Annotated in this window: 23 protein-coding genes and 1 rRNA gene; 5 read left to right on the top strand and 19 right to left on the bottom strand. The window is 45.9% G+C overall.

Annotated features, from left to right (window positions below; all coding sequences use genetic code 11):
- Positions 1-36: 36 nt before the first annotated feature.
- From trpS to rpe, 3 genes are all read right to left on the bottom strand, one after another.
- Complete coding sequence (gene trpS / locus Q4Q52_RS11865) at positions 37-1,035, bottom strand: tryptophan--tRNA ligase (RefSeq protein WP_107946270.1); 999 nt, start codon at positions 1,033-1,035, stop codon at positions 37-39.
- A gap of 71 nt (positions 1,036-1,106) precedes the next feature.
- Complete coding sequence (locus Q4Q52_RS11860) at positions 1,107-1,784, bottom strand: phosphoglycolate phosphatase (RefSeq protein ID WP_311906220.1); 678 nt, start codon at positions 1,782-1,784, stop codon at positions 1,107-1,109.
- Between the two features lie 2 nt (positions 1,785-1,786).
- Entirely contained in the window at positions 1,787-2,461 is a 675-nt protein-coding gene (rpe, locus tag Q4Q52_RS11855; RefSeq protein WP_012090481.1) for a ribulose-phosphate 3-epimerase, read from the bottom strand.
- A gap of 276 nt (positions 2,462-2,737) precedes the next feature.
- Between rpe and Q4Q52_RS11850 the strand changes: the two genes are divergently transcribed.
- Positions 2,738-3,103 carry a hypothetical protein gene (locus Q4Q52_RS11850; protein WP_311906219.1) on the top strand — a complete coding sequence of 122 codons (366 nt, stop codon included), beginning with the start codon at positions 2,738-2,740 and terminating at the stop codon, positions 3,101-3,103.
- Positions 3,103-3,288 (top strand): DUF2970 domain-containing protein, encoded by a 186-nt coding sequence (locus Q4Q52_RS11845; RefSeq protein ID WP_311906218.1) that lies wholly within the window; start codon positions 3,103-3,105, stop codon positions 3,286-3,288. The genes Q4Q52_RS11850 and Q4Q52_RS11845 overlap by 1 nt, the downstream gene beginning before the upstream one ends.
- A gap of 18 nt (positions 3,289-3,306) precedes the next feature.
- On the opposite strand, the gene Q4Q52_RS11840 is transcribed toward Q4Q52_RS11845, so the two are convergent.
- The 9 genes from Q4Q52_RS11840 to Q4Q52_RS11800 all read right to left on the bottom strand — a co-directional run bounded on the left by Q4Q52_RS11840 (position 3,307) and on the right by Q4Q52_RS11800 (position 12,342).
- The gene (locus Q4Q52_RS11840) at positions 3,307-4,146 is read right to left on the bottom strand and encodes a Dam family site-specific DNA-(adenine-N6)-methyltransferase (RefSeq protein ID WP_012588791.1); all 840 of its coding nucleotides are present in this window, start codon (positions 4,144-4,146) and stop codon (positions 3,307-3,309) included.
- A gap of 48 nt (positions 4,147-4,194) precedes the next feature.
- On the bottom strand, positions 4,195-5,643 hold the full coding sequence (locus Q4Q52_RS11835; RefSeq protein WP_311906217.1) for an AAA family ATPase: 1,449 nt from the start codon (positions 5,641-5,643) through the stop codon (positions 4,195-4,197).
- A gap of 18 nt (positions 5,644-5,661) precedes the next feature.
- Positions 5,662-6,738, bottom strand: coding sequence for a 3-dehydroquinate synthase (gene aroB, locus Q4Q52_RS11830; RefSeq protein ID WP_311990697.1), 1,077 nt, complete (start codon positions 6,736-6,738; stop codon positions 5,662-5,664).
- Between the two features lie 9 nt (positions 6,739-6,747).
- A complete protein-coding gene (gene aroK, locus Q4Q52_RS11825) occupies positions 6,748-7,263 on the bottom strand; it encodes a shikimate kinase AroK (RefSeq protein WP_006083542.1) in 516 nt (171 codons plus the stop codon).
- Between the two features lie 216 nt (positions 7,264-7,479).
- Complete coding sequence (locus tag Q4Q52_RS11820; protein WP_311990696.1) at positions 7,480-9,531, bottom strand: type IV pilus secretin PilQ family protein; 2,052 nt, start codon at positions 9,529-9,531, stop codon at positions 7,480-7,482.
- Between the two features lie 21 nt (positions 9,532-9,552).
- A complete protein-coding gene (locus Q4Q52_RS11815; protein WP_106649105.1) occupies positions 9,553-10,068 on the bottom strand; it encodes a pilus assembly protein PilP in 516 nt (171 codons plus the stop codon).
- Positions 10,068-10,694 (bottom strand): type 4a pilus biogenesis protein PilO, encoded by a 627-nt coding sequence (locus tag Q4Q52_RS11810; protein WP_311891937.1) that lies wholly within the window; start codon positions 10,692-10,694, stop codon positions 10,068-10,070. The genes Q4Q52_RS11815 and Q4Q52_RS11810 overlap by 1 nt, the downstream gene beginning before the upstream one ends.
- Entirely contained in the window at positions 10,691-11,275 is a 585-nt protein-coding gene (locus Q4Q52_RS11805) for a PilN domain-containing protein (RefSeq protein ID WP_106649103.1), read from the bottom strand. The genes Q4Q52_RS11810 and Q4Q52_RS11805 overlap by 4 nt, the downstream gene beginning before the upstream one ends.
- Positions 11,263-12,342, bottom strand: a complete 1,080-nt coding sequence (locus tag Q4Q52_RS11800; protein ID WP_311990695.1) for a pilus assembly protein PilM — start codon at positions 12,340-12,342, stop codon at positions 11,263-11,265. Before Q4Q52_RS11800 ends, Q4Q52_RS11805 begins: the two co-directional genes overlap by 13 nt.
- A gap of 188 nt (positions 12,343-12,530) precedes the next feature.
- Here Q4Q52_RS11800 and Q4Q52_RS11795 point away from each other — a divergent pair, with 188 nt between their 5' ends.
- Positions 12,531-15,065 (top strand): PBP1A family penicillin-binding protein, encoded by a 2,535-nt coding sequence (locus Q4Q52_RS11795; protein WP_311990694.1) that lies wholly within the window; start codon positions 12,531-12,533, stop codon positions 15,063-15,065.
- Positions 15,066-15,165: 100 nt separating this feature from the next.
- On the opposite strand, the gene argH is transcribed toward Q4Q52_RS11795, so the two are convergent.
- The 5 genes from argH to argC form a co-directional block, all read right to left on the bottom strand.
- A complete protein-coding gene (argH, locus tag Q4Q52_RS11790) occupies positions 15,166-16,533 on the bottom strand; it encodes an argininosuccinate lyase (protein ID WP_311990693.1) in 1,368 nt (455 codons plus the stop codon).
- A gap of 109 nt (positions 16,534-16,642) precedes the next feature.
- The gene (locus Q4Q52_RS11785; protein ID WP_006083550.1) at positions 16,643-17,881 is read right to left on the bottom strand and encodes an argininosuccinate synthase; all 1,239 of its coding nucleotides are present in this window, start codon (positions 17,879-17,881) and stop codon (positions 16,643-16,645) included.
- A gap of 59 nt (positions 17,882-17,940) precedes the next feature.
- Positions 17,941-18,846, bottom strand: a complete 906-nt coding sequence (locus Q4Q52_RS11780; RefSeq protein WP_006083551.1) for an ornithine carbamoyltransferase — start codon at positions 18,844-18,846, stop codon at positions 17,941-17,943.
- Between the two features lie 12 nt (positions 18,847-18,858).
- Positions 18,859-19,641 (bottom strand): acetylglutamate kinase, encoded by a 783-nt coding sequence (argB, locus tag Q4Q52_RS11775; RefSeq protein ID WP_259579301.1) that lies wholly within the window; start codon positions 19,639-19,641, stop codon positions 18,859-18,861.
- A gap of 31 nt (positions 19,642-19,672) precedes the next feature.
- Positions 19,673-20,653, bottom strand: a complete 981-nt coding sequence (gene argC / locus Q4Q52_RS11770) for an N-acetyl-gamma-glutamyl-phosphate reductase (RefSeq protein ID WP_107946259.1) — start codon at positions 20,651-20,653, stop codon at positions 19,673-19,675.
- 624 nt (positions 20,654-21,277) lie between these two features.
- Here argC and ppc point away from each other — a divergent pair.
- Positions 21,278-23,947 carry a phosphoenolpyruvate carboxylase gene (gene ppc / locus Q4Q52_RS11765; protein ID WP_311891933.1) on the top strand — a complete coding sequence of 890 codons (2,670 nt, stop codon included), beginning with the start codon at positions 21,278-21,280 and terminating at the stop codon, positions 23,945-23,947.
- On the top strand, positions 23,947-24,492 hold the full coding sequence (locus tag Q4Q52_RS11760) for a DUF1439 domain-containing protein (RefSeq protein WP_261273266.1): 546 nt from the start codon (positions 23,947-23,949) through the stop codon (positions 24,490-24,492). The genes ppc and Q4Q52_RS11760 overlap by 1 nt, the downstream gene beginning before the upstream one ends.
- Before the next feature lie 123 nt (positions 24,493-24,615).
- Here Q4Q52_RS11760 and Q4Q52_RS11755 read toward each other — a convergent pair whose 3' ends face one another.
- Both Q4Q52_RS11755 and rrf read right to left on the bottom strand, forming a co-directional pair.
- A complete protein-coding gene (locus tag Q4Q52_RS11755; protein WP_311891932.1) occupies positions 24,616-25,890 on the bottom strand; it encodes a CinA family nicotinamide mononucleotide deamidase-related protein in 1,275 nt (424 codons plus the stop codon).
- Positions 25,891-26,202: 312 nt separating this feature from the next.
- A 5S ribosomal RNA gene (gene rrf, locus Q4Q52_RS11750) occupies positions 26,203-26,318 on the bottom strand.
- Positions 26,319-26,403 lie beyond the last annotated feature (85 nt).

Below are 26,403 nucleotides of genomic sequence, written 5' to 3'. Positions count from 1 at the left end.
ACGCTGACGTCGGCTTAATTTATCGATATCGATTGATTACACTAACAAACCAATCTTCTCGTACACTTTTTTCAATGTCACTTCGGCGCGCGCCTGCGCACTTTCAGCGCCAGCTTTCATCACTTGGTCTAAGTAAGCACGGTCGGCACGAATCGCGCGGTAACGCTCTTGCAGCGGCGCTAACATGCTCACAACCGCTTCGCCTGCTGCACCTTTCAAATGGCCATACATCTTGCCTTCAAACTCGGCTTCTAGGCTTGCAATGCTTTGTCCCGTCACACCCGACATGAGACTCAGCAGGTTAGAAACGCCTGGCTTATTGTCCATATCGAAACGCACGACTGGCGGCTCATCACTGTCTGTCATAGCTTTTTTCAGCTTCTTCAGCACGGCTTTTGGATCTTCTAGCAGGCCGATGACGTTGTTACGGTTCTCGTCTGACTTAGACATCTTCTTCAGCGGCTCCTGCAACGACATCACTTTCGCGCCATGTTCAGGAATAAACGGCTCAGGAATGGTGAAAGTATCACCGTAGGCATTGTTGAAGCGAGTCGCGATATCACGCGTTAACTCAAGGTGTTGCTTCTGATCTTGACCAACTGGGATTTCGTTCGCTTGATAAATCAGAATATCCGCCGCCATCAGCACAGGGTAACCAAACAGACCCACGTTGATGTTATTAGCATGCTTTTGTGACTTATCTTTAAACTGCGTCATACGACTCAACTCGCCCATTTGGGTGTAGCAATTTAATGCCCAACCCAATTGCGTGTGTTGTGGCACCTGTGACTGGATAAACACTGTGCTCTTTTTAGGATCGACGCCACAGGCCAAATACAGGGCTAAGGTGTCTAAACAGGCTTCGCGCAACGCTTTAGGATCTTGACGCACGGTAATGGCATGCAAGTCGACCACACAATAGAGGCAGTCGTGGCTATCTTGCATCGCAACCCATTGACGCAATGCACCCATGTAGTTACCTATGGTTAATTCGCCGGACGGCTGTGCACCGCTGAGTACTATGGGTTTGGTCATTACGTCATTGCTCCACTATCTATATATAAAAAGACTATAAAAAAATCGACTAAAAAACGGGTAAACACGCATTACTTAGTAGGTTTTACCCAGTTCAAAATCTCACTAAATTGCTCACATACGGCATCTGGGCCACTGAGCCCAATATCTTCACCGTAGTTGTAGCCGTAGGTCAAGCCGATTGACGCTATCCCAGCCGCTTTCGCCGCTAAAATGTCGTTTTTAGAGTCGCCGACCATCAATAACGCCTCTTTATCCAATTGCCACTCATGTAATAAGTGCTGCAGCGGCAAAGGATCGGGCTTCATCTTAGCTAGGGTATCGCCACCTAACACTAAGCTGAAAAAGTCATTAATCCCAAAGGCATTGAGTAATGGCAAGGTAAAACGATAGGGTTTATTGGTGACAACGGCGAGCTTAAAACCTGCATCGAACAAGGTTTGCAGTACTTGATGCACGTCACTATACAGCGCACTGTGTTTTTCAAGATTTTCTTGATAATGATGCATAAAAATCGGCATGGCCGCATCCAGTGGGGTTTGCTCAACATCCGCTCCCAAGGCATGGGTCATGGCGCGGCGCATTAACATTTCGGCACCGTTACCGACCCAAGTACGCACTTGGGCCTCAGAGCAGCTCTTCAAACCTAACTCGGCTAAGGCTTGCTGCGTGGCAACGGCTAGGTCCGGCACACTGTCGATCAGCGTGCCATCAAGATCAAACGCTATCGCTTTAATCTTATCCCACATGCCTATGCCCCAACTTTAGCAAGTTCGGCACGCATCTCATCAACAACAGCTTTGTAATCTGGCTTGCCGAAAATGGCAGAGCCCGCAACAAACATGTCGGCACCGGCGGCGGCGATTTCAGCAATATTGTCGACCTTAACGCCGCCATCCACTTCTAAGCGAATATCGAACCCACTGGCATCGATACGCGCACGCACTTGACGCAGTTTATCTAAGGTCGATGGGATAAAAGATTGACCGCCAAAACCAGGGTTCACTGACATCAACAGAATCACATCCAGCTTATCCATCACATGGTCGAGATAATGCAGTGGTGTGGCAGGATTAAACACGAGACCCGCTTTACAGCCACATTCTTTGATCAACTGAAGTGTGCGATCGACGTGCTCTGAGGCTTCTGGATGGAAAGTAATAATAGATGCGCCCGCTTTAGCAAAATCAGGCACGATACGGTCAACTGGCTTAACCATCAAATGCACATCAATATCGGCGGTAATACCGTAGTTACGCAGCGCTTGGCACACCATGGGGCCAATTGTTAAGTTAGGAACATAGTGATTATCCATCACATCAAAATGCACTACGTCGGTCCCCGCATCTAACACGGCTTTTACATCATCACCCAAACGGGCAAAATCGGCAGATAAAATCGATGGAGCAATCAAGAATGGACGCATAAAACACTCGCTGCTATTTGGATAAAAAGTGCCTTATTTTACCCTGAGCCAAGCTAAGCCTCTATAGCTAAAGCCACATTTCTGGCAATTGATACGCGATGCCCGTGTCAGCAAAGCAGCACATTCTGTAACTATCGCAGTCAATTGGGGCTTGGATTCGGTAAAATAAGCTAATATTTTCGAGCATTTTGGCGGCAATTGATAAATTTTTGTTCATAAACTAGGCGAGTTTGTTATACTCGAGGCGCAATGCTGGTTCATTTCAAAGGAAGCGTTATGAAGGGGCGGTTTAGTTTGTTTTCACACTATGTTAAGTCAGTGACATTTAAGTCATCTATGATGTTGGCATTCACTGCTGTTGTCGTGGCCACGTTAGCTTTTGGCGTTGAAAAACTTACGGAAAATACCGAAACAGCTTCATGCGCTTGTAGCAGTGACATCCGTTACAATAATGCTCTGCCTAGTAGTCATCCTAATAATCGCTGCGCCGATCAAGCACAAACCCTAAGCTGGAAAACGTGGCTCACAGGAAAAAACCGTTCAAGTCAGTTCCACTTTGTCGATTTGCTTGAGCTATTACACGGCCATCAAGATAAACCTATGGATGACCTCAAGCCCACTACATCTCATCTTGCCTATTAATGCTTAGCCGTATCTGGCAGGTATTCCACAGCACAGTCGCCGCCTTTTTCGGGGTACAAACTGACGAGAATCGAAAAAAAGATTTCCAAACTAGCTCACCATTACCTTATATCGTAATGGGAATCGTATTGGCAGTCGTCTTAGTGGCAAGCCTGATGTTTCTCGTAGGACAAGTGCTTAGCTGAACGTAGGCTATGTCGAACCTAGTCATCCTTTGGATCGTAATTTTCATCATATAACGCCATCAACTCATCCACTTTGTTACGACCACTACCATTTTGGCTAATGTTACGTTGCACTTGGATTTTCGCTAAGTGAGCGCCGCGGTATAACTCGCGAGTCAATGGAATATCGTGATTACTGATCAACACAGGAATACCACGTTCTAGTGCTGTATGGCGCGAATGACGAGCCAGCAGCGCTTGGTCGTCTAGACTAAAGCCCGCACCGACATACGTAGTGAAACTGGATGTGGTAGATAATGGCGCATAAGGTGGATCGCAGTAAACCACATCGCCGCTACGTGTCTGCTCAAAGGCTTTTTCGTAACCTATGCATTTAAACTCGGCACGTTGCGCTTTTTCAGAAAAGGCCCAGATTTCCTTTTCGGGGAAATACGGCTTTTTATAGGAACCAAAGGGCACATTGAAGCCGCCTTTACGGTTATAACGGCATAAGCCATTAAAACCATGGCGGTTTAGATAGAGGAAATACACGGAACGTTGGAAAGGGTCGCGACATTTATTAAAGTCGGTCCGCACCTGATAGTAAGCGTCTTTTTGATTCATCTCATCAACAAACATTGCCTTAGCCGCGGCAATGTAAGCTTCTGGTTGATGCTTCACAATCTGGTATAACTCAATCAAGTCCTGATTAATGTCACAGAGCAGGTAGCTAGGATAATCCGTATTTAAGAAAACGGATCCTGCACCCACGAATGGCTCGACCAAACGGTCTCCTGTGGGTAAATAACTGGCCAAATCATCCACCAATTTAAATTTACCGCCAGCCCACTTAAGGAAGGCTCTGTGTTTTTTTATCATTTAACTTGATGAATGCCGACAAAAATAAAGGCCATGATTGTACTCTGTTTATTCTGAAATTTCACGATTTGGCAGACTTTCTTCTAGTTGATAATCTTTTAAATCCGCCCACTTTCTTACCCAAGGTTGCTCGAAACGATACTCTTTAACCAATTGTGCCGCCGCATTCGAAGCTGATTTGCTACTGCTGTAGTTGCCAACGAGGACAACCCAACGCTGCTTATGTTGTGCAACGCGAACGCCCTCAAGATGCTCAATACTCTTTAATGTTGCACGCAGGGTATCCAACTGAGCAACACTGGCAATCTGTATTGTGTAACCTTTGAGCGGCTTTTGCGTATCCAAGCCCGCTTTAGCTACCGGCTTATCGGCCTTTGCAGCATCAATGGTTGCGGGTTGAGTCTGAGCCGCTTTAGCTTGTGGTTCAGTATCCTCAGGCGGCTTATCCTCACCAAAAGACTTGCTACTCACCTCACCCACACTCACTAAGGCAGCATCGTCAGGCATGGGATGTTGCGCTTCACCGTGGAATTCACTTAAGGGATCGACGGCTTGTTCAGCTTTGGCTTCTGCCGTCTCGATTTCAATAACTTTCGCAGTCTCCGCGGCGAGCTTCAGTTGCTCAGCGCGCAGCGTAAAATACGGCGTTAAGACTTTTTGCCCGTAGGACAAGAAGGCGGGTGAATCTATCGATGGATAAGTTACGACCTCAGGAGCTTGCTCTTCAGAAAATGGTTGAGTAACACCAAGCCAAATACCTAAGGCGAGTAACATACTCACAGCCGTCACCATCACGGCTTTATACTTCATCCAAGAAGATGTTTTCTCTGGCGTGCTATGCAAGGCTTTATCTAACAGATTGACCACTTCCTGCGGCGTACCGGTTTGCTTCTCAAGCTGACTGCGCACAATTTCCCTTGGCGTAAAAGGATTTTGCTCGCTGTATCTCAGTAACGTTTGATATAAGGCCTCACGCTCGGGCATGGTTAACGGCTCAATATTGATAGGCAATATCTGCCGCCGTAACTGCTCAGGCAATTGGGGTAATAGGTCGGCTAAAAATGCCGGTGGAACCGTGAGCGTGACGGCAATATTCTTACCCGCACACTGAATTTGATTGAGAATAATACACTCTGCCCATAATGCCTTAGGCAATAAATGCGCATCATCGATAATAATATGTAGGGGTTTAGTTTGGGTACTCGCAAGCCGCAACAAGGTATCGGCAAGGGGAATATCGTCGTCAAAAATCGGGGATGAAATTAACTGGACTAGAATTTTGCGCCGTATCTCAGCGTTATCAGCATGCATAGGACAAATCACAAATGCCACATTGGATTCGTCAAAATCGGTCGCTAATCCGGTCACTAAGGTGGTTTTGCCTGAGCCGCTGACACCAGAAAGCACCAGCAGCTGATCGCTATAACTGGCAACATGATGCATTCTTTGTATGAGGGCTTCCTGAGAAGGAAGCAAGACAGAACCTTGAAACGTCACTCGCCCACCACACAGTGTTTATGCGCAGCGAATAACCTGTTCAAGGGTAGATTCTGTGACTTGACTAAACACATCCGCGCGGCCTATTGCCGTTGGGAGCACCAGTCGAATCTGACCGCCTAAAACTTTTTTATCGCGTCGCATATGTTGAATGAAACTGTCGAAATCCATAGATTCCGGCGCACTCACTGGAAGATCAAAAGCTTGTAGTAACTGTATGATACGACAAACTATTGACTCATCGATAAGCCCCAGTGCTTTAGCTGTTTGAGCAGCAAGGACTGTGCCAGCTGACACTGCTTCACCATGCAACCAATTACCGTAGCCCATTTCGGCTTCAATCGCATGACCAAAGGTATGACCTAGATTCAATAAAGCACGTACACCCTGCTCAGTTTCGTCTTGGCTAACCACATCGGCCTTAATCTCACAGCAACGGGAGATAGCATAAACCAATGCTTGGGCATCTAAGGTTTTTAGTGCCGTTACATTATCTTCAAGCCATTGAAAAAAATCAGCATCCCACATGATGCCATACTTGATGACTTCCGCCATTCCCGCCGCAAACTCGCGCGCTGGAAGCGTATGTAAACATAAAGTATCGATAAGCACGATTTGTGGCTGATAAAAGGCCCCAATCATGTTTTTACCAAGAGGATGGTTAACAGCCGTTTTACCGCCGACGGAAGAATCCACCTGCGACAATAAGGTTGTCGGAATTTGAATAAAATCGATCCCACGTTGATAACATGCCGCGGCAAAGCCCGTCATATCACCAATTACGCCGCCACCCAAAGCCACCAGCACAGAATCTCGACCATAGTTTTGCTGCAGCAATGCAGTAAAAATAACATCTAGATGTGCTAAATCTTTGAATTGTTCGCCATCGGGGAGGATAACACTCTCTACCTCACCAAACGAAGCCATCGTCTCTTGTATCTGTTTAAGATACAAAGGCGCGACAGTATCATTGGTGACGATAAGAATACGTTTTTTAAGCAGGTAGCGAGACAAGGTCTCGCCATCACTCATCAAATTCTGGCCAATGTAAATGGGATAACTACGTACACCTAAATCAACCTGAATTTGCTTCATAAATTCTGCCTAAAAACCTAATTGCTCAATGATCTGATTGGCGACAATCTTTGCGCTTTGATCATCGGTTTTGACAATCACATCGGCAATTTCTTCGTACAATGGATTACGGATCTCTGCAAGATTCTCCAACACTTCTCGAGGATCATCCACTTGCAATAATGGGCGTCGCTTGTCTCTTTGAGTACGAGCGACCTGTTTGTCGATAGTGGTTTCCAGATAAACCACAATGCCACGAGCAGACAGATGATTACGGATATCTTTGCTTTGTACTGAACCACCACCGGTGGCAAGGACAATACCTTGTTTCTCAGACAAATCAGCAATAACCTGAGCTTCACGACGACGGAAGCCTTCTTCACCTTCGACGTCAAACACCCAAGCAATATCAGCGCCTGTGCGTTGCTCAATCTCTTGATCTGAATCGTGGAATTCTAAATGCAGCATTTGCGCCAGATGGCGACCAATTGTGCTTTTACCTGCGCCCATAGGGCCTACCAGAAAAATATTACGTTTTTCAGCCATTTCTTGTACGTCTGAATCTTATTGAAAAGTATGCCTATATCGACTCAAAATCAAGCCGACCTATATGTTACCTTGCTCTTATGAGACTTGACCGAGGATTATCTCAGCTTAAGGTCTACTATGGCAAGCCATGTACGCTATTTATGCAAAGAATTGTATACCAGTAATAATAAAGCCAGCAATTACTGCTGGCTTTAGTCGATACATAGCAAGTGCTTAGATCTTCTCACCGACAATTTTCGGGGTGACGAAAATAAGTAGCTCTTGACGCTCATTTTTGTCTGTTGTGTTCCTAAACAAGAAACCAACTAAGGGAATATCACCTAGGATTGGCACTTTACTGACACGGCTAATGAGATTTTGCTGATAAATACCACCAAGTACTATGGTTTCGCCGTTATTAACGAGCACTTGGGTACCAATACGTTGAGTATCGATGGCCACAGCAGGACCCGTTGGAGTATCAACGGTTTTACCCTGAGAATCTTGAGTAATTTCTAGATCTAAAATGACTCGGTTATCAGGCGTAATTTGTGGTGTAACCCGTAGAGATAACACCGCCTTCTTAAACGTGACTGACGTTGCACCACTCGAAGTCGACTGCACATAAGGGATCTCGACACCTTGCTCAATATAAGCCGCCTTTTGGTTAGAGGTGGTAATACGAGGGCTGGCGATGATCTCACCTTTGTTTTCTTGCTCTAACGCGCTTAATTCCAAATCTAGAATGGTTCCATCAGCCAATTTAGCTACGCTAAATGCAATACTTGTTGCATTAGCTGCTGCTGCAGGCAAATTGACATTAAGACGATTATCTAGAGCAGGAATAATGCCATTAGCGATACTATTTGCTCCCTCTAAACTTCCTGAAGTACCTTTACTGCCCTGTTGATCTGTAATCCCCCAACGAATACCTAAGTCTTCGGAGACATCATCTTTTACAGTCACCATACGTGACTCGATCAACACTTGGCGGATAGGGATATCGAGCACTTCAACTAAGCGGTGGATGTTCTCAATCGTTTCAGCCGTATCTTTCACTAACACTGTGTTAGTACGTTCATCGACCGCGACTGAACCTCGTGGTGAAAGTAAGCTCGAATCCGTGCTTTTTAATAACTCTGCAATATCGACCGCTTTCGCGTAGTTAATTTGTAAATACTCGGAATAGAGCGGTGCTAACTCTTTAACCTCTTGTTTGTTTTTGAGGTTTTGGCTTTCACGAATTGCCAGCTCTTCGCTCGGCGCCACCATTAAGATATTACCTTCGATACGCTTATCTAATCCTTTGGTTTGAAGAATTAGTTCTAAAGCTTGATCCCAAGGCACATCATCCAATCTTAAAGTGATATTGCCTTCCACAGTATCACTGGTGACTAAGTTAAAATTGTTATAGTCGGCAATGATTTGCAGCACAGTCCGTACAGGGATATTTTGAAAGTTAAGCGACAAGGTACGGCCATTGTATTTTTTAACATCTTTCTTGGCGGCGACTCTCTCGACTTTATTCATTGAAAGTCTAAAGAGATTATCTTCTTGCTTGTAAGTGAAATCATATTCACCCGCAATATCAACGACAATACGCGCTGTTAAATCTTCTTTAAATGTCTCGAAGCTTTTTACTGGTGTGGAGAAGTCTTTCACATCCATAACATACAGAAGATCGTTATTAATATCTGTGTTATACAACTTCACTTCAAGCTTAGCGCCCACTTGCTCGACATTAGCCGCAACCGAGCGATTATTTAGATAGACCAATAACTCACCGCCACCATTATCATTACGACGGAAATCGATATTTTTAATGCTATTAACGAAGGGGTTTTCAGCTTGGGCTTGAGTCCCTGACACTTCATCGTTAATCGTAAGCCGGTATGAATTGCCCATTACTGAACCTTGGTAAGGTTTCACTTTGGACATACCTAAGATGACTTTTAGTTGGGTATCTTGCTGCTCAGTGGTGATATCTGCAACCCCAACCTGATTAATAGGTAAACGATCCTTAGATAAACCCGAGATACTATTATCGAAGGTCAGCACTAGCTCGGCGGGCGAAGCATTTGAATCTATTGCAGGCGGAGCGACCGCATCTTCAAAGACCAATTCTAGCTCCAATTGATGATCAACCAGAGCATGGTATTTAACATCCATTAATCGATTTGCCGCAAAACTCGATGGCAAAATTCCAAATACCAGTGCGATCCCTATAACAGACTTGATTAAGCCTGAAGAAATTAACGGGACTTTTATCGCGGCAGAAGATTTCATTATTCCCTCATCCTTCGCTCGTTATTCTCCAGAAAGTTCTAAATTGCTTGTCCTTTCGGACCAACAACCAGAACCATCTGGAATTAATTCTACTACTTCGACATTTTGTGAAGTAACTTTAGAAATGCGTCCATTAAACAGACCTAAATACTCACCAACGCCCATCCGATACACACTGCCATCGTTTGTTTCGACTAGTGCCCAAGTCGTATCGGCTTCACTTAAGGTGCCGCGCATTTTTAAATTATCTAAAGGATAAGTTTCTAACCGCCCTTTTCGACGCTTTAAATCTGGTTGTAAACAATCTTTGCTGGTATCAACAACCTCTTCAGTTAATTCACGTGAAGGAGGTACAAATGGGCTACGCATTAACTCTGCCTGGTAGGCAAAGTGCTCAAACTTTGGCGGTTCTTTTAAAGGTGGAATATGAGCAACGTGTTGCGCTTTAGTTGTAGTAACAAATAGCTCTAAATCACTGCGATCGCCAACACAACCCATTAAAAAAAGACTCAACGCCAATAGAGGTAAGAATTTCATTATTTCTTCCCCTGTTTGTTAGCAGAGTTTTCAGGCGGTAATTCAGCCCCTTCTTTAAAGCGATAGGTCTTAGCTAAAATATCCATGGCTAAGTTACCAGCATCATCGCGCTTAATCGTAAAATCATGCAGACTGACAATACGCGGCAGTTTTGCTACGCCACTTACCATATTACCTAGCTGGTGATAATCACCTGTAACAGACATTTTAATGGGGAATTCAATATAAAAATCCCGCTGAATTTCCGGCTCCCAATCTAAACTCTTAATTCGAAGTCCTGCATCGGTGGCGACAAAGGTTAAATCATCTAGCAAGCCTGGCATTTCATTCTCAGAGGGTAGCATCTTCAGTAACTCGGCAAATTGCACTTCCATCGTTGCTAACTGCTCACGATAAAGTTTTAAATTTGCTGCGAGTTGATACTTATTCTTAAAATCATCTCTGAGTTGAAATTCCCTATCTTGCTCTGCGGTATAAGAGTCAATCGAATCTGAAACGACTAAGAAATAACCCGCTGCAAAAACACACAGTGCCAATAGGATCGCGAAAAAACTTTTAACTTGGTTAGGCCAACCACCAATATTTTCAAAGTCGATATCATTAAATTGACTTAGATCGAGTTTCATTTACTCGCTCCTTTTGTCATTTTCTCAGGCTCGCCCACATTCGCGCCTTTAATCGTGACTCTTAAACTGAATCGCTGTAATTGCCGTAATTCTTCATTTTGAGTCACAATCGACTGCATATTGGGATCGGTTAGCCACTCCGAGGTCTTAACCTTACGCATCATATTGGCAACGTTATTATTTGATTCACTGCGTCCTTCAATCAGTAACAAGCTGCCCTTTTTCTCTAAGCTAGAAAGGTAGATTCCTGGGGGCACAATTCGCACTAACTCATCTAACACATGGGTCGGTAAATTACGGGATTGTTGTAAATTCAAAATAATTTCGGTGCGGCGTTCAATATCCTTCTTACGCTCGGTAATCTTCTTAATCTCAGAAATTTGTGTTTCTAGCAGGCTAATTTCCGATTGCAAATAGGCATTACGCGCTTTTTGCTCATCAGTCATCACGTCCAAAAGAGATACAGCCACATAAACCAAGATTGCCGACGCTAAAAATACCGCGGCTAAAATACCAATATAATCGCGCTTTTGTTTTTCTCTCGCCTCTTCTCGCCAAGGGAGTAGGTTTATGTTCGCCATTGACCGTAACTCCTCAATGCTAAGCCACATGCAACCATATATTTACTGATTGTAGGTTGCAGTACAGTTTTAACCGACTCATCAGCATGCAGGCACCCTTGAAAAGGATCGGCAATAATAGTGTGGACCCCCAATTCATTCGTCAGTAAATTGGCCATACCTTCTAATTTAGAGGTCCCACCACATAATACGAGGTAGTCAACTTTATCTTTTCCACTCGAAGTACAATAGATTTGCAGCGTACGTTTTATTTGTTGTAATAGCTGAGTTTGGAAAGGTGATAGGACTTCAAACATATAATTTCGTGGTAGGTCGCCTTCAATTTTTGCTTTTTCGGCTTGATCATAAGACATGCCATAGAAGGATAATATTGACTGAGTAAATTGCTCACCTCCGAAGGCTTGTTCACGAATAAAAGTCGTCTCTCCCGCTTCAACTACAGAAAAAGTCGTCATATTGGCGCCAATATCGACCATAGCAACGGCCTTATTTTTCGCTCCTTCGGGTAGCTGCGCCAGAATTAATTCAGCTGCGCGACCTAAAGCATAACCTTCTACATCAACCACTTTAGCCTCAAGTTCTACACTATCGAGCGCATCGACTCTGACATCAATATTGTCGGTGCGGCATGCGCTCAACAACACATCCACTTTGGTAGGATCTGTACTGTTTACACTGAGGGTTTCAAAATCTATGCTGACTTCATCGAGTGAATACGGAATAAGGTTATCGGCTTCGATTTCGATCTGTGCTTCCATTTCCTCCTCGCTCAGCGAGGCGTCCATGTAAATCACTTTAGTCATGACTGCAGAGCCTGAAACACAAACCGCAGCATATTTAACCGATTTAGGTAAATTACGTTTTATTTGCCTAAGGCATTCGACAACGGCATCAGCATCACGAATATCATGATCGTTAACGGCCCCCTTTTTAATAGGTACCGCCGCATGACTCACTATCTTGTATCCATCAGCAGTCTTACTCAACAAAATGGCCTTAACCTCATGGGAACCGATATCGATTCCGACCATCTGCGGAGCCTGACGCTTCCATAAATTTGAAAGCATATCCATTGTCACTTTTTTATTTATATTTCAGTAAAAGAGATTAGCACAAAATCAACTTGTTATACTTACTTGTATCGAATGTTTCGTCATTTTACAAATGCTATTTTAGGCTTCTCACGTTTTTACTTCACCAAGAGGTGTACGCCTTATATACTGTCGCACTTAACGGAACATTAGGATAAATTTTGGTGAAGTGGTTAAAACGTATTGTTATAGCACTATTCAGTCTAGCCCTTTTAGGCGTAGGCGCCATTGTGGCAGCATACTTTTATGTTTTGCCGGATTTGCCGGATGTTTCAACACTAAAAAATGTGCAACTTCAAACACCTTTACGCATTTACAGCAGTGACGGCAAACTTATTTCACAATTTGGTGAGAAGCGTCGCATTCCATTGAAGCTAGACGAAGTACCAAAACCCTTGCTTCAAGCATTTATTGCAACTGAAGATGCGCGTTTTTACGAACATGGTGGTATTGATCCTGTTGGCGTACTTCGCGCAGCATTAGTCATGCTAACCACAGGAGAAAAGAAGCAAGGTGCGAGTACCATTACCATGCAGGTCGCACGTAACTTCTTCTTAACCCGCGACAAAACGATTATTCGTAAAGTGAAGGAGATCTTTATTTCCTATCACATTGAAGAATTACTTACCAAAGATGAGATTTTAGAACTCTATGTGAACCGCATTTACTTAGGCCAACGCGCCTATGGTGTTGGTGCCGCTGCACAGGTTTATTTTGGTAAAGATGTTAAAGATCTTACACTCTCAGAAATGAGTATGATCGCCGGCTTACCCAAAGCGCCTTCAACACTCAACCCTGTGACCTCACCTTCTCGTGCTGTCGCTCGCCGTAATGTCGTTCTCATGCGGATGAATGAAGTAGGTTATATCAGCCAAGCTGAATACCAAGCCGCTTTACAAGAACCGCTGATTGCTAAATACCATGGCGCCGAAATTGATCTCTATGCCCCGTATATTTCTGAGATGGCACGGGATTATATGGTGCAAAAGTACGGTGAAGAAGAAGCCTATACCAATGGCTACAACGTCTACACGACCATTTCATCGGATATACAACTGAAAGCTCAGCAAGCGTTACGTAATAACGTTTATGCCTATGATGAGCGTCATGGCTACCGTGGTCCTGCCGCCGTACTGTGGACAGACGAAAAACCAGATCAAGCCCAAATCAAGGCTGTACTCGCCAAGGTAGCTTCAATTCAAGAACTGCAACCCGCAGCCGTCATCAGCGTGGCAGATCAACAAGCCAGCGTCATGACCGCCAAGGGCGAGACTAAAGTCATTACTTGGGATGGTTTGAAGTGGGCGCGTAAATTTATTACCGATAAGCGTCAAGGCAGTGTACCTAAGTCAGCTTCTGACATGCTCAAGGTTGGTGAGCGTATTTGGATCCGTGATAACGGCCAATATTTGCAGTTATCGCAAGTACCAGAAGTTGCCAGCGCGACTGTGTCACTCGACCCACAAAATGGTGCGATTCGTTCTTTAGTCGGTGGATATAGCTTTAGCCAAAGCCAGTACAACCGCGTCACTCAAGCGAAACGCCAATTAGGTTCGAACATCAAACCTTTCATTTATGCTGGCGCATTAGAGAAAGGCTTTACCTTAGCGACTCTCATCAACAATGCACCGATCAATAAACCCGATATCAGCCAAGGCACCGCATGGCGCCCTAAAAACTCGCCTGATATCTATGGCGGCCCAACCCGTTTACGTGTGGGCTTAGCGCAATCAATCAACGTGATGTCTGTGCGTGCAATGCGCCATGTTGGACTCGATGCCACCATTGCAGAATTGATTAAATTTGGTTTCGACCCTAATGACTTACCGCGTAACGAGTCGATTGCATTAGGTTCGTCTTCAGTAACGCCATTACAAGTGGTCACGGCATTTAACGTGTTTGCTAACGGCGGTTTCTTACTCGAACCTTTCTATATCGATCGCGTCGAAGATGCCTATGGTAATGTGATTGAAAAAGCGAATCCAACATTGGCCTGTAAGCCTAACCAAAGTCTTAGCCAACCAGTTACACCGAGCGATCCTATGGCGTACAGTGTTAGTGGAGACTCTAGTGCTCAACCGAGTGCACCTGTTGCCCAGTGTTTCGAGCAAACGGGTCGCTTTGCGCCACAGATCATTTCAGAGCAAACGGCATTCCTCATCACCGAAGCGTTAAAGAGCGTGATCTGGGGTGGCGGTGATTGGAGTCACGGTACTGGTTGGCAAGGTACGGCTTGGCGTGCTGCAAGATTAATTAAACGCCATGATATTGCGGGTAAAACAGGTACAACCAACGAATCTCGCGATACGTGGTTCAGTGGATTTAGCCCTGTGCTCACCAGTACGTTCTGGGTCGGTTTCGACGATCACGGTCGACAACTGGGTAGAACTGCATGGAATGCCAGCGCAGAGAAAGATCAGATCACCGGCGCCGAAGCTGGCGCGAAAACGGCAGGTCCTGGTTGGAACGAGTTTATGAACAGTGTCTTACAAGGCACACCTGAAACTACATCGATTCCACCAGAAGGCATTGTATCGGTACGGATCGATTTAGCAACGGGTAAACTCACGCGTAAAACCGACTATACCAGCGCGTTCGAATACTTCATTTCGGGCACTGAGCCGAAGGAATACATCAGCGAAACTCAGGATGAAAATAACATCTTCATCGATGCGCCAACTGACGACCTATTCCAATAAACGACTCATAGAAAGTCATTGCCCATACGGATAATGACCCAATAAAAAACGCGACTTAAAGTCGCGTTTTTTATTGGCTTGTTGATTTGAACAACTTGCCTTAGCGGGCTTTTTTAGCCGCGATCGCCTGCTGAATTTGCGGCAGAGCTGTCCCACCAAGCACATCGCGTTTCGCTAAACAGGCTTCAATGGTGAGGTTAGGATAAACGTCATCTTCAATGATGGCGGCAAAGGTTTTTAACTCGGCCAAGGAGAATTCCTCCAGCGGAATTTGCTTCGCTATCGCGGCAACCACCACTTCACCCACAACGTGGTGCGCCTCACGGAAAGGCATACCCTTAGAAACTAGATAATCAGCTAACTCAGTAGAGTTGGCATAACCTTGCTGCGCAGCTAACAGCGCATTAGGACGATTAACTTTCAGACCCGATAACACTAACGCCGCCATATCGAGGCAAATTGCCCAGCTATCAACTACGTCAAACAGGCCTTCTTTATCTTCCTGCATATCTTTGTTATACGCCAAAGGAAGCGCTTTCATGGTGGTGAGAATACCCACTAAACTGCCATAAACCCGACCCGTTTTACCACGGATAAGCTCTAATGCATCAGGATTTTTCTTCTGTGGCATCAGGGATGAACCCGAGGTCACTTCATCACTCAGAGAGATAAAGTTCGCTTCACCTGAGTTAAAGAAAATCAAATCTTCGGCCATACGGCTTAAATGCATCATGCTGATCGATGCTGTAGAACAAAGCTCTACCACGTGATCTCTATCTGACACACTATCTAAGCTATTGAGCGTCGGTGCGGCAAAATTTAGCGCGGCAGCCAGTGCATGTCGATCCATTTTATAGGCTGTGCCAGCAAGGGCACCCGAACCTAATGGACAGGTGTTAGCGCGGGTTAACGCATCGGCTAAACGGCTGATATCCCGCTCATACATTTCCACATACGCTAAACACCAGTGACCAAATGTCACAGGTTGGGCGCGCTGCAAGTGAGTGTAACCAGGCATTACCGCATCAAACTCACGTTCAGCCAACGCCAGCAATTCAGCATGTAAGCTTTGAAGGCGCGCGAGTAGTGCAGCCCCTTCGGATTGACACCAAAGCTTTAAATCGGTGGCGACTTGATCGTTACGGCTCCGGCCGGTGTGCAATTTCTTACCGAGATCGCCTACTTTGGCAATCAAGGCAGACTCGACGAAACTGTGAATATCTTCAGCGCCCGACGCGAGAATAATCGCTGGATCGCCATTCACTTCCACCAGCAAGTCATTGAGTGCTTTTTTTAAGTCGCTGCATTCAGTGGCTGTGATAATACCCACGCTAGCAATCGCATCAGCCCAAGCGATAGAGCCGACCACATCCTGTTCGAACAGGCGATAATCCACGGGTAGCGAATCGTTGAATAATTTGAATAGCGCGCTCGTTTCGCCCTGAAATCTTCCACCCCATAAAGCCATGCTAACTCCCCTTACTCACTGCTGATTTGAAATCGACTCATCTGAATCAAAAAACTGGATCAAAACCTAGAAACAAAAAAGGGCGCTAGGCGCCCTTTTAAACGACCTATTACTTAGACTTAACGTCATTAGCGTTGAGTGCGCGGATGCGGCTCGCTAATGAGTACAGGCGGATAAAGCCTTCTGCATGTTTTTGGTCGTACACTTGATCTTCACCAAAGGTGGCAAACGCTTCAGAGTACAAGCTGTTAGGTGAACGTTTCTTCACTGCCGTCGCTTGACCTTTGTAGAGTTTAACCACGACTTCACCGTTAACTGATTCTGCCAGTGACTCAGATGCTGCCAACAGTGACTTGCACAGTGGCGTGAACCAACGGCCGTCATACACTAAATGCGCCATTTGTGCGGCAACTTGCTCACGCCAGTTACGGCTAGTTTTGTCGAGTACAAGCTCTTCAATCGCACGCAGCGCAGCGAACATCACAGTGCCGCCGGGAGTTTCGTAACAGCCACGAGACTTCATGCCCACTAAACGATTTTCAGTGATGTCGATACGACCCACACCGTGTGGCGCAGCAATCGCGTTCAATGTCATCAGCGCAGCATAAGGCGTTAGGGCTTCACCATTCACTTTCGTGATACGGCCATGTTCTACTTCTAGCGACACATATTCAGGCTTGTTCGGTGCATCTTCAGGATCGGCTGTCAGAGTCCATACGCCTTTGCTTGGCTCATTCCATGGATCTTCTAACTCACCACCTTCATGGGAAATATGGAAAGCGTTGGCATCACGGCTATAGATTTTAGTCGCTGACGCTGATGTCTTAATGTCACGTTCGGCTAAATAGGCCAGTAGATCTTCACGGCTCTGCATAGTCCATTCACGCCATGGTGCAATCACTTTTAAATCAGGGGCTAATGCAGCGAAACAACCTTCGAAACGTACTTGATCGTTCCCTTTACCGGTACAACCGTGGCACAGAGCATCGGCGCCCACTTTACGGGCCACTTCAACCTGCGCTTTGGCAATGATAGGACGCGCCATCGACGTACCGAGTAAATAAGTGCCTTCGTAAATCGCACCGCTCGCAATCGTTGGGTAGATATATTCTTTAACGAATTCTTCTTTCAGGTCGACGATATGACACTCAGACGCACCCGAAGCTAAGGCTTTTTCAGTCAAGCCAACCAGCTCTTCTTCGCCTTGGCCGACATCGGCGCAGAATGCGATGATTTCACAGTTATCGTAGTTTTCTTTTAACCAAGGAATAATGGCCGAGGTATCTAGACCACCCGAATAGGCTAAAACCACTTTTTTCACGCCAGTATTTTTTATCTCGATAGACATCTTAAATTCCTATGACTCGTTTCTCTCAAGGAGAAAACAGGCTGCTAAACAGGGTTAATTTAACTAAATAAGGTTACCAGTACCGCATTTTGGGCATGCATCCGATTTTCGGCTTGTTGCAGAATTAAGGAGCCTGCACCGTCCATCACTTCATCTGTTACTTCTACACCACGGTGGGCGGGCAAACAATGCATAAAGAAGTTAGCGCCCGCTTTCGCCATCAAAGCTTTGTTGACTTGGTATGGTGCAAACTTCGCTTTGATATCCGCTAGCGGAGTGGGATCGCCCATTGAAATCCAAGTATCGGTATAAATAGCGTCGTGACCTTCAATCGCATCGATATCTGAAGTCAGTACCAGCTTACCGCCATATCGCTTAGCAAGCTCTTGCACTTCTGCCACTACGTAGCCATCAGGAAAGTGACCCGCTGGGCAGATCACTGTCATGGTAGCACCGAGAATAGCCGCACAGTACATCAGCGAGTTAGTGACATTATTACCATCACCAACATAAGCTAATTTGGCTTTGCTGACATCCTCAAACTGCTCGGCCAGTGTTAAAAAATCGGCTAATGCTTGGCAAGGATGATAAAGATCCGACAAAGCATTAATCACGGGCACTGTGCCACACTCGGCTAATTGCTCAATGGTGGTGTGCGAATAGGTTCTCGCCACAATCGCATCGGCCCAGCAAGACAGGTTAGCAGCAAAGTCAGCAACCGATTCCCGTTGACCTAGCGCACCATTTTGTTGGTCTAGGTATAAACAGTGGCCACCGAGCTTATTAATACCAATATCAAAGCTAACGCGTGTTCTGAGCGAGGGCTTTTCAAACAACATCACCACACTCTTGCCATCCAGCGCATGGCGGTACTCAGCCGGATTGGCTTTGATCGTTTTTGCCAAGGCAATCAGATCAAGTAACTGCTGCTGGGTTAACTCTTTTATCGATAGTAAATGCTTCATAACCTACTCCACTTATGGTTGGATTTGTGTTCCTACGGCTTCACCTTTTGCTAATGCGATTAATTGGCTTGCATCACGCCACGAGGCAACTTGAACCGCCTGCCCCATCCACTGTGCGACTTCGAGCGCAGCTTCAACTTTGACCTTCATTCCCTTTTCGATCACACCTTGTTTAACAAGGTCTGCTATCTGCTTGCCATTTAAACTGTGAATGAGCTGGCCTTTACCATCGAGCACACCAGACACATCCGACAGCAGCACTAACTTGCCGCCCACTAATTTGGCTAAGGCCGTCGCAGCTTGGTCAGCATTGACGTTAAGCATTTGGCCATCGTCCATCATGGCGATAGAGCTACAAATCGGCATCCAACCTTGGGCGAGGATAAACTTAAGATAAGCGCCATCTTTTGGTGTCACTTCGCCCACTAGGCCTAAACGTTCATCTTTAATCTTTGCCGATACAGTATTGCCATCGGCGAGACTCATGCCCACACTCACAATCCCAGCTTTAGTCGCTGCGCCTTGGAGGATCTTGTTCGAAGTGCCCGCAAGTGCGCCGGCAATAATCGGCATTTGCTCAGGCGGAGTCACCCGTAAACCTTCTAACTTGACGGTTTCCATACCGTTTGCCGCTAACTGTTCATCCACTAAACAGCCGCCGCCATGCACCATCAACACTTGCTGACCATTGGCTAACATAGCCGCAGCCGTATTCATTAACCGCGCCATCCCCATTTCACACTGCAGCAGCGCGCCACCAACTTTAAGAACTAATACTGAGTTGTTTGTAGACATCTTGACGACTCTCTTAAATAAGGATGAACAATTAAAGGTTAAAATGAATCTTTATGCATTGCAGCGCTTGGCTGGCAGCACCTTTCATCAAATTATCGATTGCACTGGCTACCACTAAGTAACCGCTATTCTCATCAAACTTCCAACCTAAGTGGCAGTTAGGTGTCAGCACCACATCGTCCACTTTCGGGAACTGATTGTGCTTCACAGTGACCAATGGCGCCTGGTCATATACGCTATAGGCCGCTGCCACATCGGCAGTCGTAGTGCCTGGTTTTAGCTGCACGGTAATAGTCGCTAAAATGCCACGCTTAAAGTTGCCAAGGTGCGGGGTAAATATCACTTCTTGACCAAGCTGAGTGGCGATCTCGGGTTGATGTCTGTGGCCTAATACGCCGTAAGGTGTCAGGCTTACTTCACAAAAACTGGTGTGTAACTGCGCCTTACGGCCCGCACCTGTTACGCCGCTCACAGCATTGATCACCGGATAAGCCGATGTCAGTAAACTCGCCAGCGGTTTTAACGCTGTAAGTGATGCGGTTGGATAACAACCTGGCACGGCGATCATCTTAGTCGCCGCGATTTCTTTAGCATTCCATTCGGCAAGTCCGTACACAGCTTTGGCTAAAACTTCAGGATATTCATGCTCAAAGCCATACCACTTAGGATATTGCGCCACATCGCTAAAACGATAAGCACCGCTTAAATCGAATACCGCTAACCCTTGGCTATAAAACCAAGCGGCTAAATGTAAGCTCACTGAATGCTCAGTCGCTAATACCACGGCATCAGCTTCGGCAACGATTTTTGCCTTAGCGTCATCGGACAATGGCGACAGCGTTAATGCGATATGGCTATAGCTAGGGTACAAATCCGCTAAAGGCTTACCTTTATCTAAACTGTTTTCAGAAACATACAAACCCTGAATCGTCAGATCTGCTTCTGCATGGATTAAAGCGGTCAGTTGTGCGCCTGTGTAACCACTGGCACCAATAATGGCGATATTTTTCATGTGTTGTTGTCTTATTAACCGAATCAAAGAAACTTAAAGAATAGATGAATAGCGTACACGCAACTGCGCATATCTATGATGACAAGATTATCGTCGCAGGAAATCGTAATTGGTTGTTATTTTATTCACTGTCAGGTTAATGCTCTGAATCATGATATTTACTCTACAGGTCACAGGGGGTGACTCATCTCAACTGCAGGCTAGACTACCACAAAGATCTACTTATGCAATATATGTGAATATATATTTTTAATTTATTTTTATATTTCTTACTGAAATACAGATCTCGCCCGTCTATCATCCGTTCAGCTAACTCGTTAATAACTCAGTTATCTAGGGTTAATTTGCGCAAAAACCAGTCCTTTTTATTAACAGCTAAGATACATGCCTGCAAAGCCGAAAATGATGCACTTCATATTCACTTACGCTAATCATCACAAAATATTGCGTAGCTTCGCATTTATATTGAATATTCCTCAACGATCATTGCGATTAGCTGCATATTAGATAAGCCAGTCGTATAAGTTATAAGTTCTTCTGTTGACCATTGCCCCAAGTGATAGGTATTGTGCTAACGGGCTAAATGCAATGCGGAATTTTCATGTTTTTCTATTCGGAGTAACTATGGTTGTAACCAAGGCAGACAATATGACCGATATGTATGCGTCATTAAGATCGAACGTGAGTATGTTAGGACAAATCCTCGGTGACACTATGCGCACCCACCTCGGGGACTCTTTTCTCGAGAAGGTTGAACAGATCCGTAAACTTGCTAAAGATTCACGCCGGGGCGATCAAGCCGCTAGAGAGCAAATGCTCGAGTTACTTACCGCCCTGCCAGACGAAGAATTAGTTCCGTTTGCAAAGGCATTTAACCAGTTCCTCAACTTAGCTAATTTATCTGAACAGTTTCATACCATTAGCCGCAATTGTGACGAACTCGTCTGCGTACCAGATCCCGTGGAACAGCTGCTAGGCCGCATGTTAAATGGCCGTGTAGACCAAACGAAAATGCTCGACTGCCTTAAGACACTGGATATCGATCTAGTGCTGACAGCGCATCCCACTGAAATTTCACGTCGCACCCTGATCCAAAAGTATGCCGCCATTGTCGACTGCTTAACTGAGCAAGAAAACGATCAATTATCGGATAGAGAACGTCAGCAAATCAGTCTGCGCCTGCGCCAATTGATCGCACAAATTTGGCACACCAATGAAATCCGCCGTGAGCGCCCAACACCTGTTGATGAAGCCCGCTGGGGATTATCGACCATTGAAGAGTCACTTTGGCATGCGGTGCCGGACTTCTTAAGACAGCTTAACGACCAAGTGCAACAACGCACGGGTCAGCAATTACCGATTGATATCGCGCCAGTGCGTTTTTCAAGCTGGATGGGCGGCGATCGCGACGGCAACCCCTTTGTTACCGCGAAAGTCACCCAAGAGGTGCTCGATCGCAACCGCCATGCCGCCGCCAGATTATTCTTAAAAGACATAGTCCTACTGGTTGGCGAGCTGTCGATGGAAGAAGCCAATGATGAGTTAAAGGCTTACACCAACAACAGCTGCGAGCCATACCGCCATGTGCTGCGCTCACTTCGCCAAAGACTGCGCGATACCATAGATTATTTAAATGCGCGCATCGAAGGCCACAATCCTGAAGTCGATAAGTCGAGCCTGATTTGGCAAGAGAGCGATCTCAAAACGCCGTTAGAAATGCTCTATAAGAGTTTAACCGACTGCGGTATGCGCTTAATCGCCAACGGATTATTGCTCGATATTCTCCGTCGTCTCGCCTGTTTTGGCATTCACATGCTCAGACTCGATATTCGCCAAGATGCCAGCCGTCACAGCGATGTGCTCGCCGAATTAACTCGTTATCTCGGCATGGGGGATTTTAACCATTGGGATGAAACCGAGAAACAAGCCTTCCTATTACGCGAACTCAGTAACCGTCGGCCACTAATCCCAAGCAACTGGCAGCCGTCAGCCGATGTGGCCGAAGTGCTTAATACCTGTCGTTTAATTGCTAAACATCCAGCTAAAGCGCTTGGATCCTATGTGATTTCGATGGCAGGTAAACCATCGGATGTCTTAACGGTTTTACTGTTACTCAAAGAAACGGGCTGTTCGCATCCAATGCGCGTGGTACCACTGTTTGAAACCTTAAGCGACTTAAACAACGCCGCGGCCTGTATTACCGATTTGCTCGATATCGACTGGTATCGTGGCTATACCAAAGGCATGCAAGAGGTCATGATTGGCTACTCTGACTCAGCTAAAGATGCCGGTGTTATGGCGGCGGCTTGGGCTCAGTATCACGCTCAAGAGCAGTTAGTGGCTGTCTGTAAACAAGCGGGCGTCAAGCTCACACTATTCCATGGCCGTGGCGGCAGCATTGGTCGCGGCGGCGGTCCTGCACACAAAGCGATTCTATCCCAACCTCCGGGTTCGGTAGATGGCCGTATTCGTGTGACAGAACAGGGCGAAATGATCCGCTTCAAGTTTGGCTTGCCAAAACTCGCGGTTCAAAGCTTGGCCTTGTATACCTCTGCCGTATTGGAAGCAACCCTGCTACCACCGCCAGAGCCTAAACAAGAATGGCGCGATTGCATGCAACGTATCGCTGAAGAATCCGTGGGTGCTTACCGTGGCATAGTGCGTGATGAACCTGATTTTGTGGCTTATTTCCGCGCGGCAACGCCAGAGGTGGAATTAGGAAAACTGCCACTCGGCAGCCGCCCAGCCAAACGTCGTGTCGATGGTGGGATTGAAAGCCTACGGGCAATTCCGTGGATCTTTGCTTGGTCTCAAAACCGTTTGATGTTACCGGCATGGCTCGGCGCCGGCGAAGCACTTCAGGCCGCCAGTGAACGCGGTGAAATGGGCTTACTGCAAGACATGGAACGGGAATGGCCCTTCTTTAGCACACGCATTTCAATGCTAGAAATGGTCTACGCCAAAGCAGAACCTAATTTGGCCCGTTACTACGAAACCTGCTTAGTACCGAAAGACTTGCATCACTTAGGTGAAACCTTGCGCCAACGCTTAGATCTGGGCATTAAAGTCGTGCTTGAACTGACAAAATCAGATAGCTTAATGGCGCATACGCCGTGGAATCGCGAGTCAGTAAAACTGCGAAATCCGTATATCGACCCATTAAACTTCTTACAAACCGAGCTATTAGCGCGGACACGTAAGGAAACAACCGAAACTCCCGCGTCTGAACATGTGCAGCTAGCGCTAATGCTGACTATTGCAGGTGTGGCAGCGGGAATGAGAAACACTGGTTAATGAAAAAACTTTCCCGCACGATTTGCTTAGGGATCACTGTACTGCTTGGCGGCTGCGTCTCGCAGTACAGTATCAGCGAGCACGAAATGGAGCAGTACCTCAGTAAAGAGATCCATTTTGAGATAAAACAAGGCAATCAATTAGTTGGCGCAGAAGTGCGCATTAACGACATCAATGTCAGACTAGGTGCAAAACCTGACACTATGAGCGTAAGTGCCGCAACGCAAGTATCAATTAAGAATCCAATCTTTCCATTGAGTGCCAAACTCACTACGACTTTCGAAGCCAAGCCTTGGTATGACAGCGCAACGCACAGTGTCTATCTGCGCCAGCTCGAATTAGTCAAAGTGGAGTCAACACCAAAAGATATTGAAAAAGCCATCAGCAGTGCCACGCCGCAGGTAATGGGCTATCTAAGACAATTCTTAGAAAACCAGCCTGTATATGTGCTGGATACTAAGGACAGTAACCAAGCACTGATGGCAAAAATGACCGAAAGCATTCAAGTTGCCCCTGGCAAATTAGTGCTTAAGTTCACTAAATAACTGATTTTTCGGGATCACACTCCATAAAAAATGCTCCCTCGGGAGCATTTTTGTTAATACGTTTAAACAGCCGTAAACCAATAAATCTTCAAGCTTGTATAATCTTCAAGCTTGTATAAAAAGTTACTTACTGAATCGAGCAATCGACTGATAATCGACGATCACAGCTTCAGCTAAAAGCTCACGTCTTAGCATATCGTAAGCTACAGCAGCACTTAAACTGCGTACCAGATCCCGTGAACGTCTCGGTAGTTTAATCATCTGACTATAAACACCGCCGCGAGTTGCTAAGGCAATCGCTACAGTGCCCACAGGCTTCTCGTCTGTGCCACCATCGGGTCCCGCAATACCACTGGTTGCTAGCGCATAGTCACTGTCCAATATTTGTCTTGCCCCCTTTGCCATTTCTTCCACAGTCGCAATGGAGACAGCGCCATGATCATCTAAGGTTGAAGGATTGACGCCTAACACGCGCACTTTAGATTCATTACTGTAAGTCACTAATCCGTGCTGTAAGTAAGATGAACTACCAGGGAAATCAACTAACTGACTGGTGATCATGCCGCCAGTGCAGGATTCAGCAACGCTTAAGGTCAAGCCGGAGTTGAGTAACTTATAATGAATTTCTTCGGCAAGAGTGGCTTTATCTTCCGCGACTACCGCAGTGCCCAGCACCATTTTGATGTGTCCAGCGACCCGAGGTAATACCGCTATCGCCTTCTCGCCACGGGCAAAAATCTTAATCTCAATATGCGGCATAGAAGAACGGTAACCAATAGTAATACCTTCTGGCAGCTCTAGTGGCTCTAACTTATCTGCCAACGCCGACTCGCCTTGGCCTATCGTTAATAATTTTTTTAAGGCGACCTTGGAATCAAGATTAAACTCATCGCGGATAAAAGGCACAAACTGCTTTGTAACCATATGCTTAAGCTCAAAAGGCACACCCGGTGTAAAGAATAACCACGCGCGGTTAAGCTTAACTCTAAAGCCACAGGCGGTTCCCACAGGGTTATCAACCATCACAGCTGAGGCTGGCAGCATAGCTTGCTTGAGATTACTTAAAGGCATTTCACGGTTATTACGGGTAAACCACTCCTCTAAACGCTCACGCCATTCCACATTCTCGACCAAAGGTTCCCCCTTTGCCTTCGCCATAGCTAAAGCAGACATATCATCACTTGTCGGTCCGAGACCACCATTAACCAAAATAACATCAGCGTGTAAGCTGCGCTCTTGGAAAACTGCAATCAAATCCTCGAGGCGATCGCCGACAGTCACTCGACGCTGGATCTCGACACCATGCTCCATCATAGTACTGGCAAACCAAGCGGCATTGGTATCTACAATCTGCCCCGCCAACACCTCTTCCCCAGTACAAATCATCTCTAACTTCATCTCAGATCCTTATCTACCCCAACAAATTAAAACATAAGGTAAGTAACCGCTTAACTAATAGCAATAGCTAGACGCGATCTAGAACTCAGATCGCTGTAGCGATATCGAAGCATTGTCAGAATAACTGCTGAAATAAAAGCCAAGCGGCACGAATTATCAATATCGTGGAGCGTGAAAGAAGGTAATTGTAGAGAGAAAATTGAAGAGAAACTAATAAATTGAGGACAAACTAGGCTGAAATTGACAAATTCCAGACGCAAAAAAGCCAGCTTATTCAGCTGGCTTCGTTACATCTCAATGAGATAATTAGGCGCTTGGCGATGACCTACTCTCACATGGGGAGACCCCACACTACCATCGGCGCGTTTGCGTTTCACTTCTGAGTTCGGGATGGGATCAGGTGGTTCCACAAGGCTATTGTCACCAAGCAAATTCTGTTTATTACCGTGTCCATCGCTGGACCACGTTAATAATAATTCGGAAAGCTGATTTGCTTTGTTTGAGTTCGCACTT

The organism is Shewanella sp. SP1S2-4 (assembly GCF_031932075.1).
Classification (GTDB): domain Bacteria; phylum Pseudomonadota; class Gammaproteobacteria; order Enterobacterales; family Shewanellaceae; genus Shewanella; species Shewanella baltica.
The sequence above is the reverse complement of the archived record's forward strand: the minus strand, read 5'-3'. Positions and strand labels throughout refer to the sequence as shown.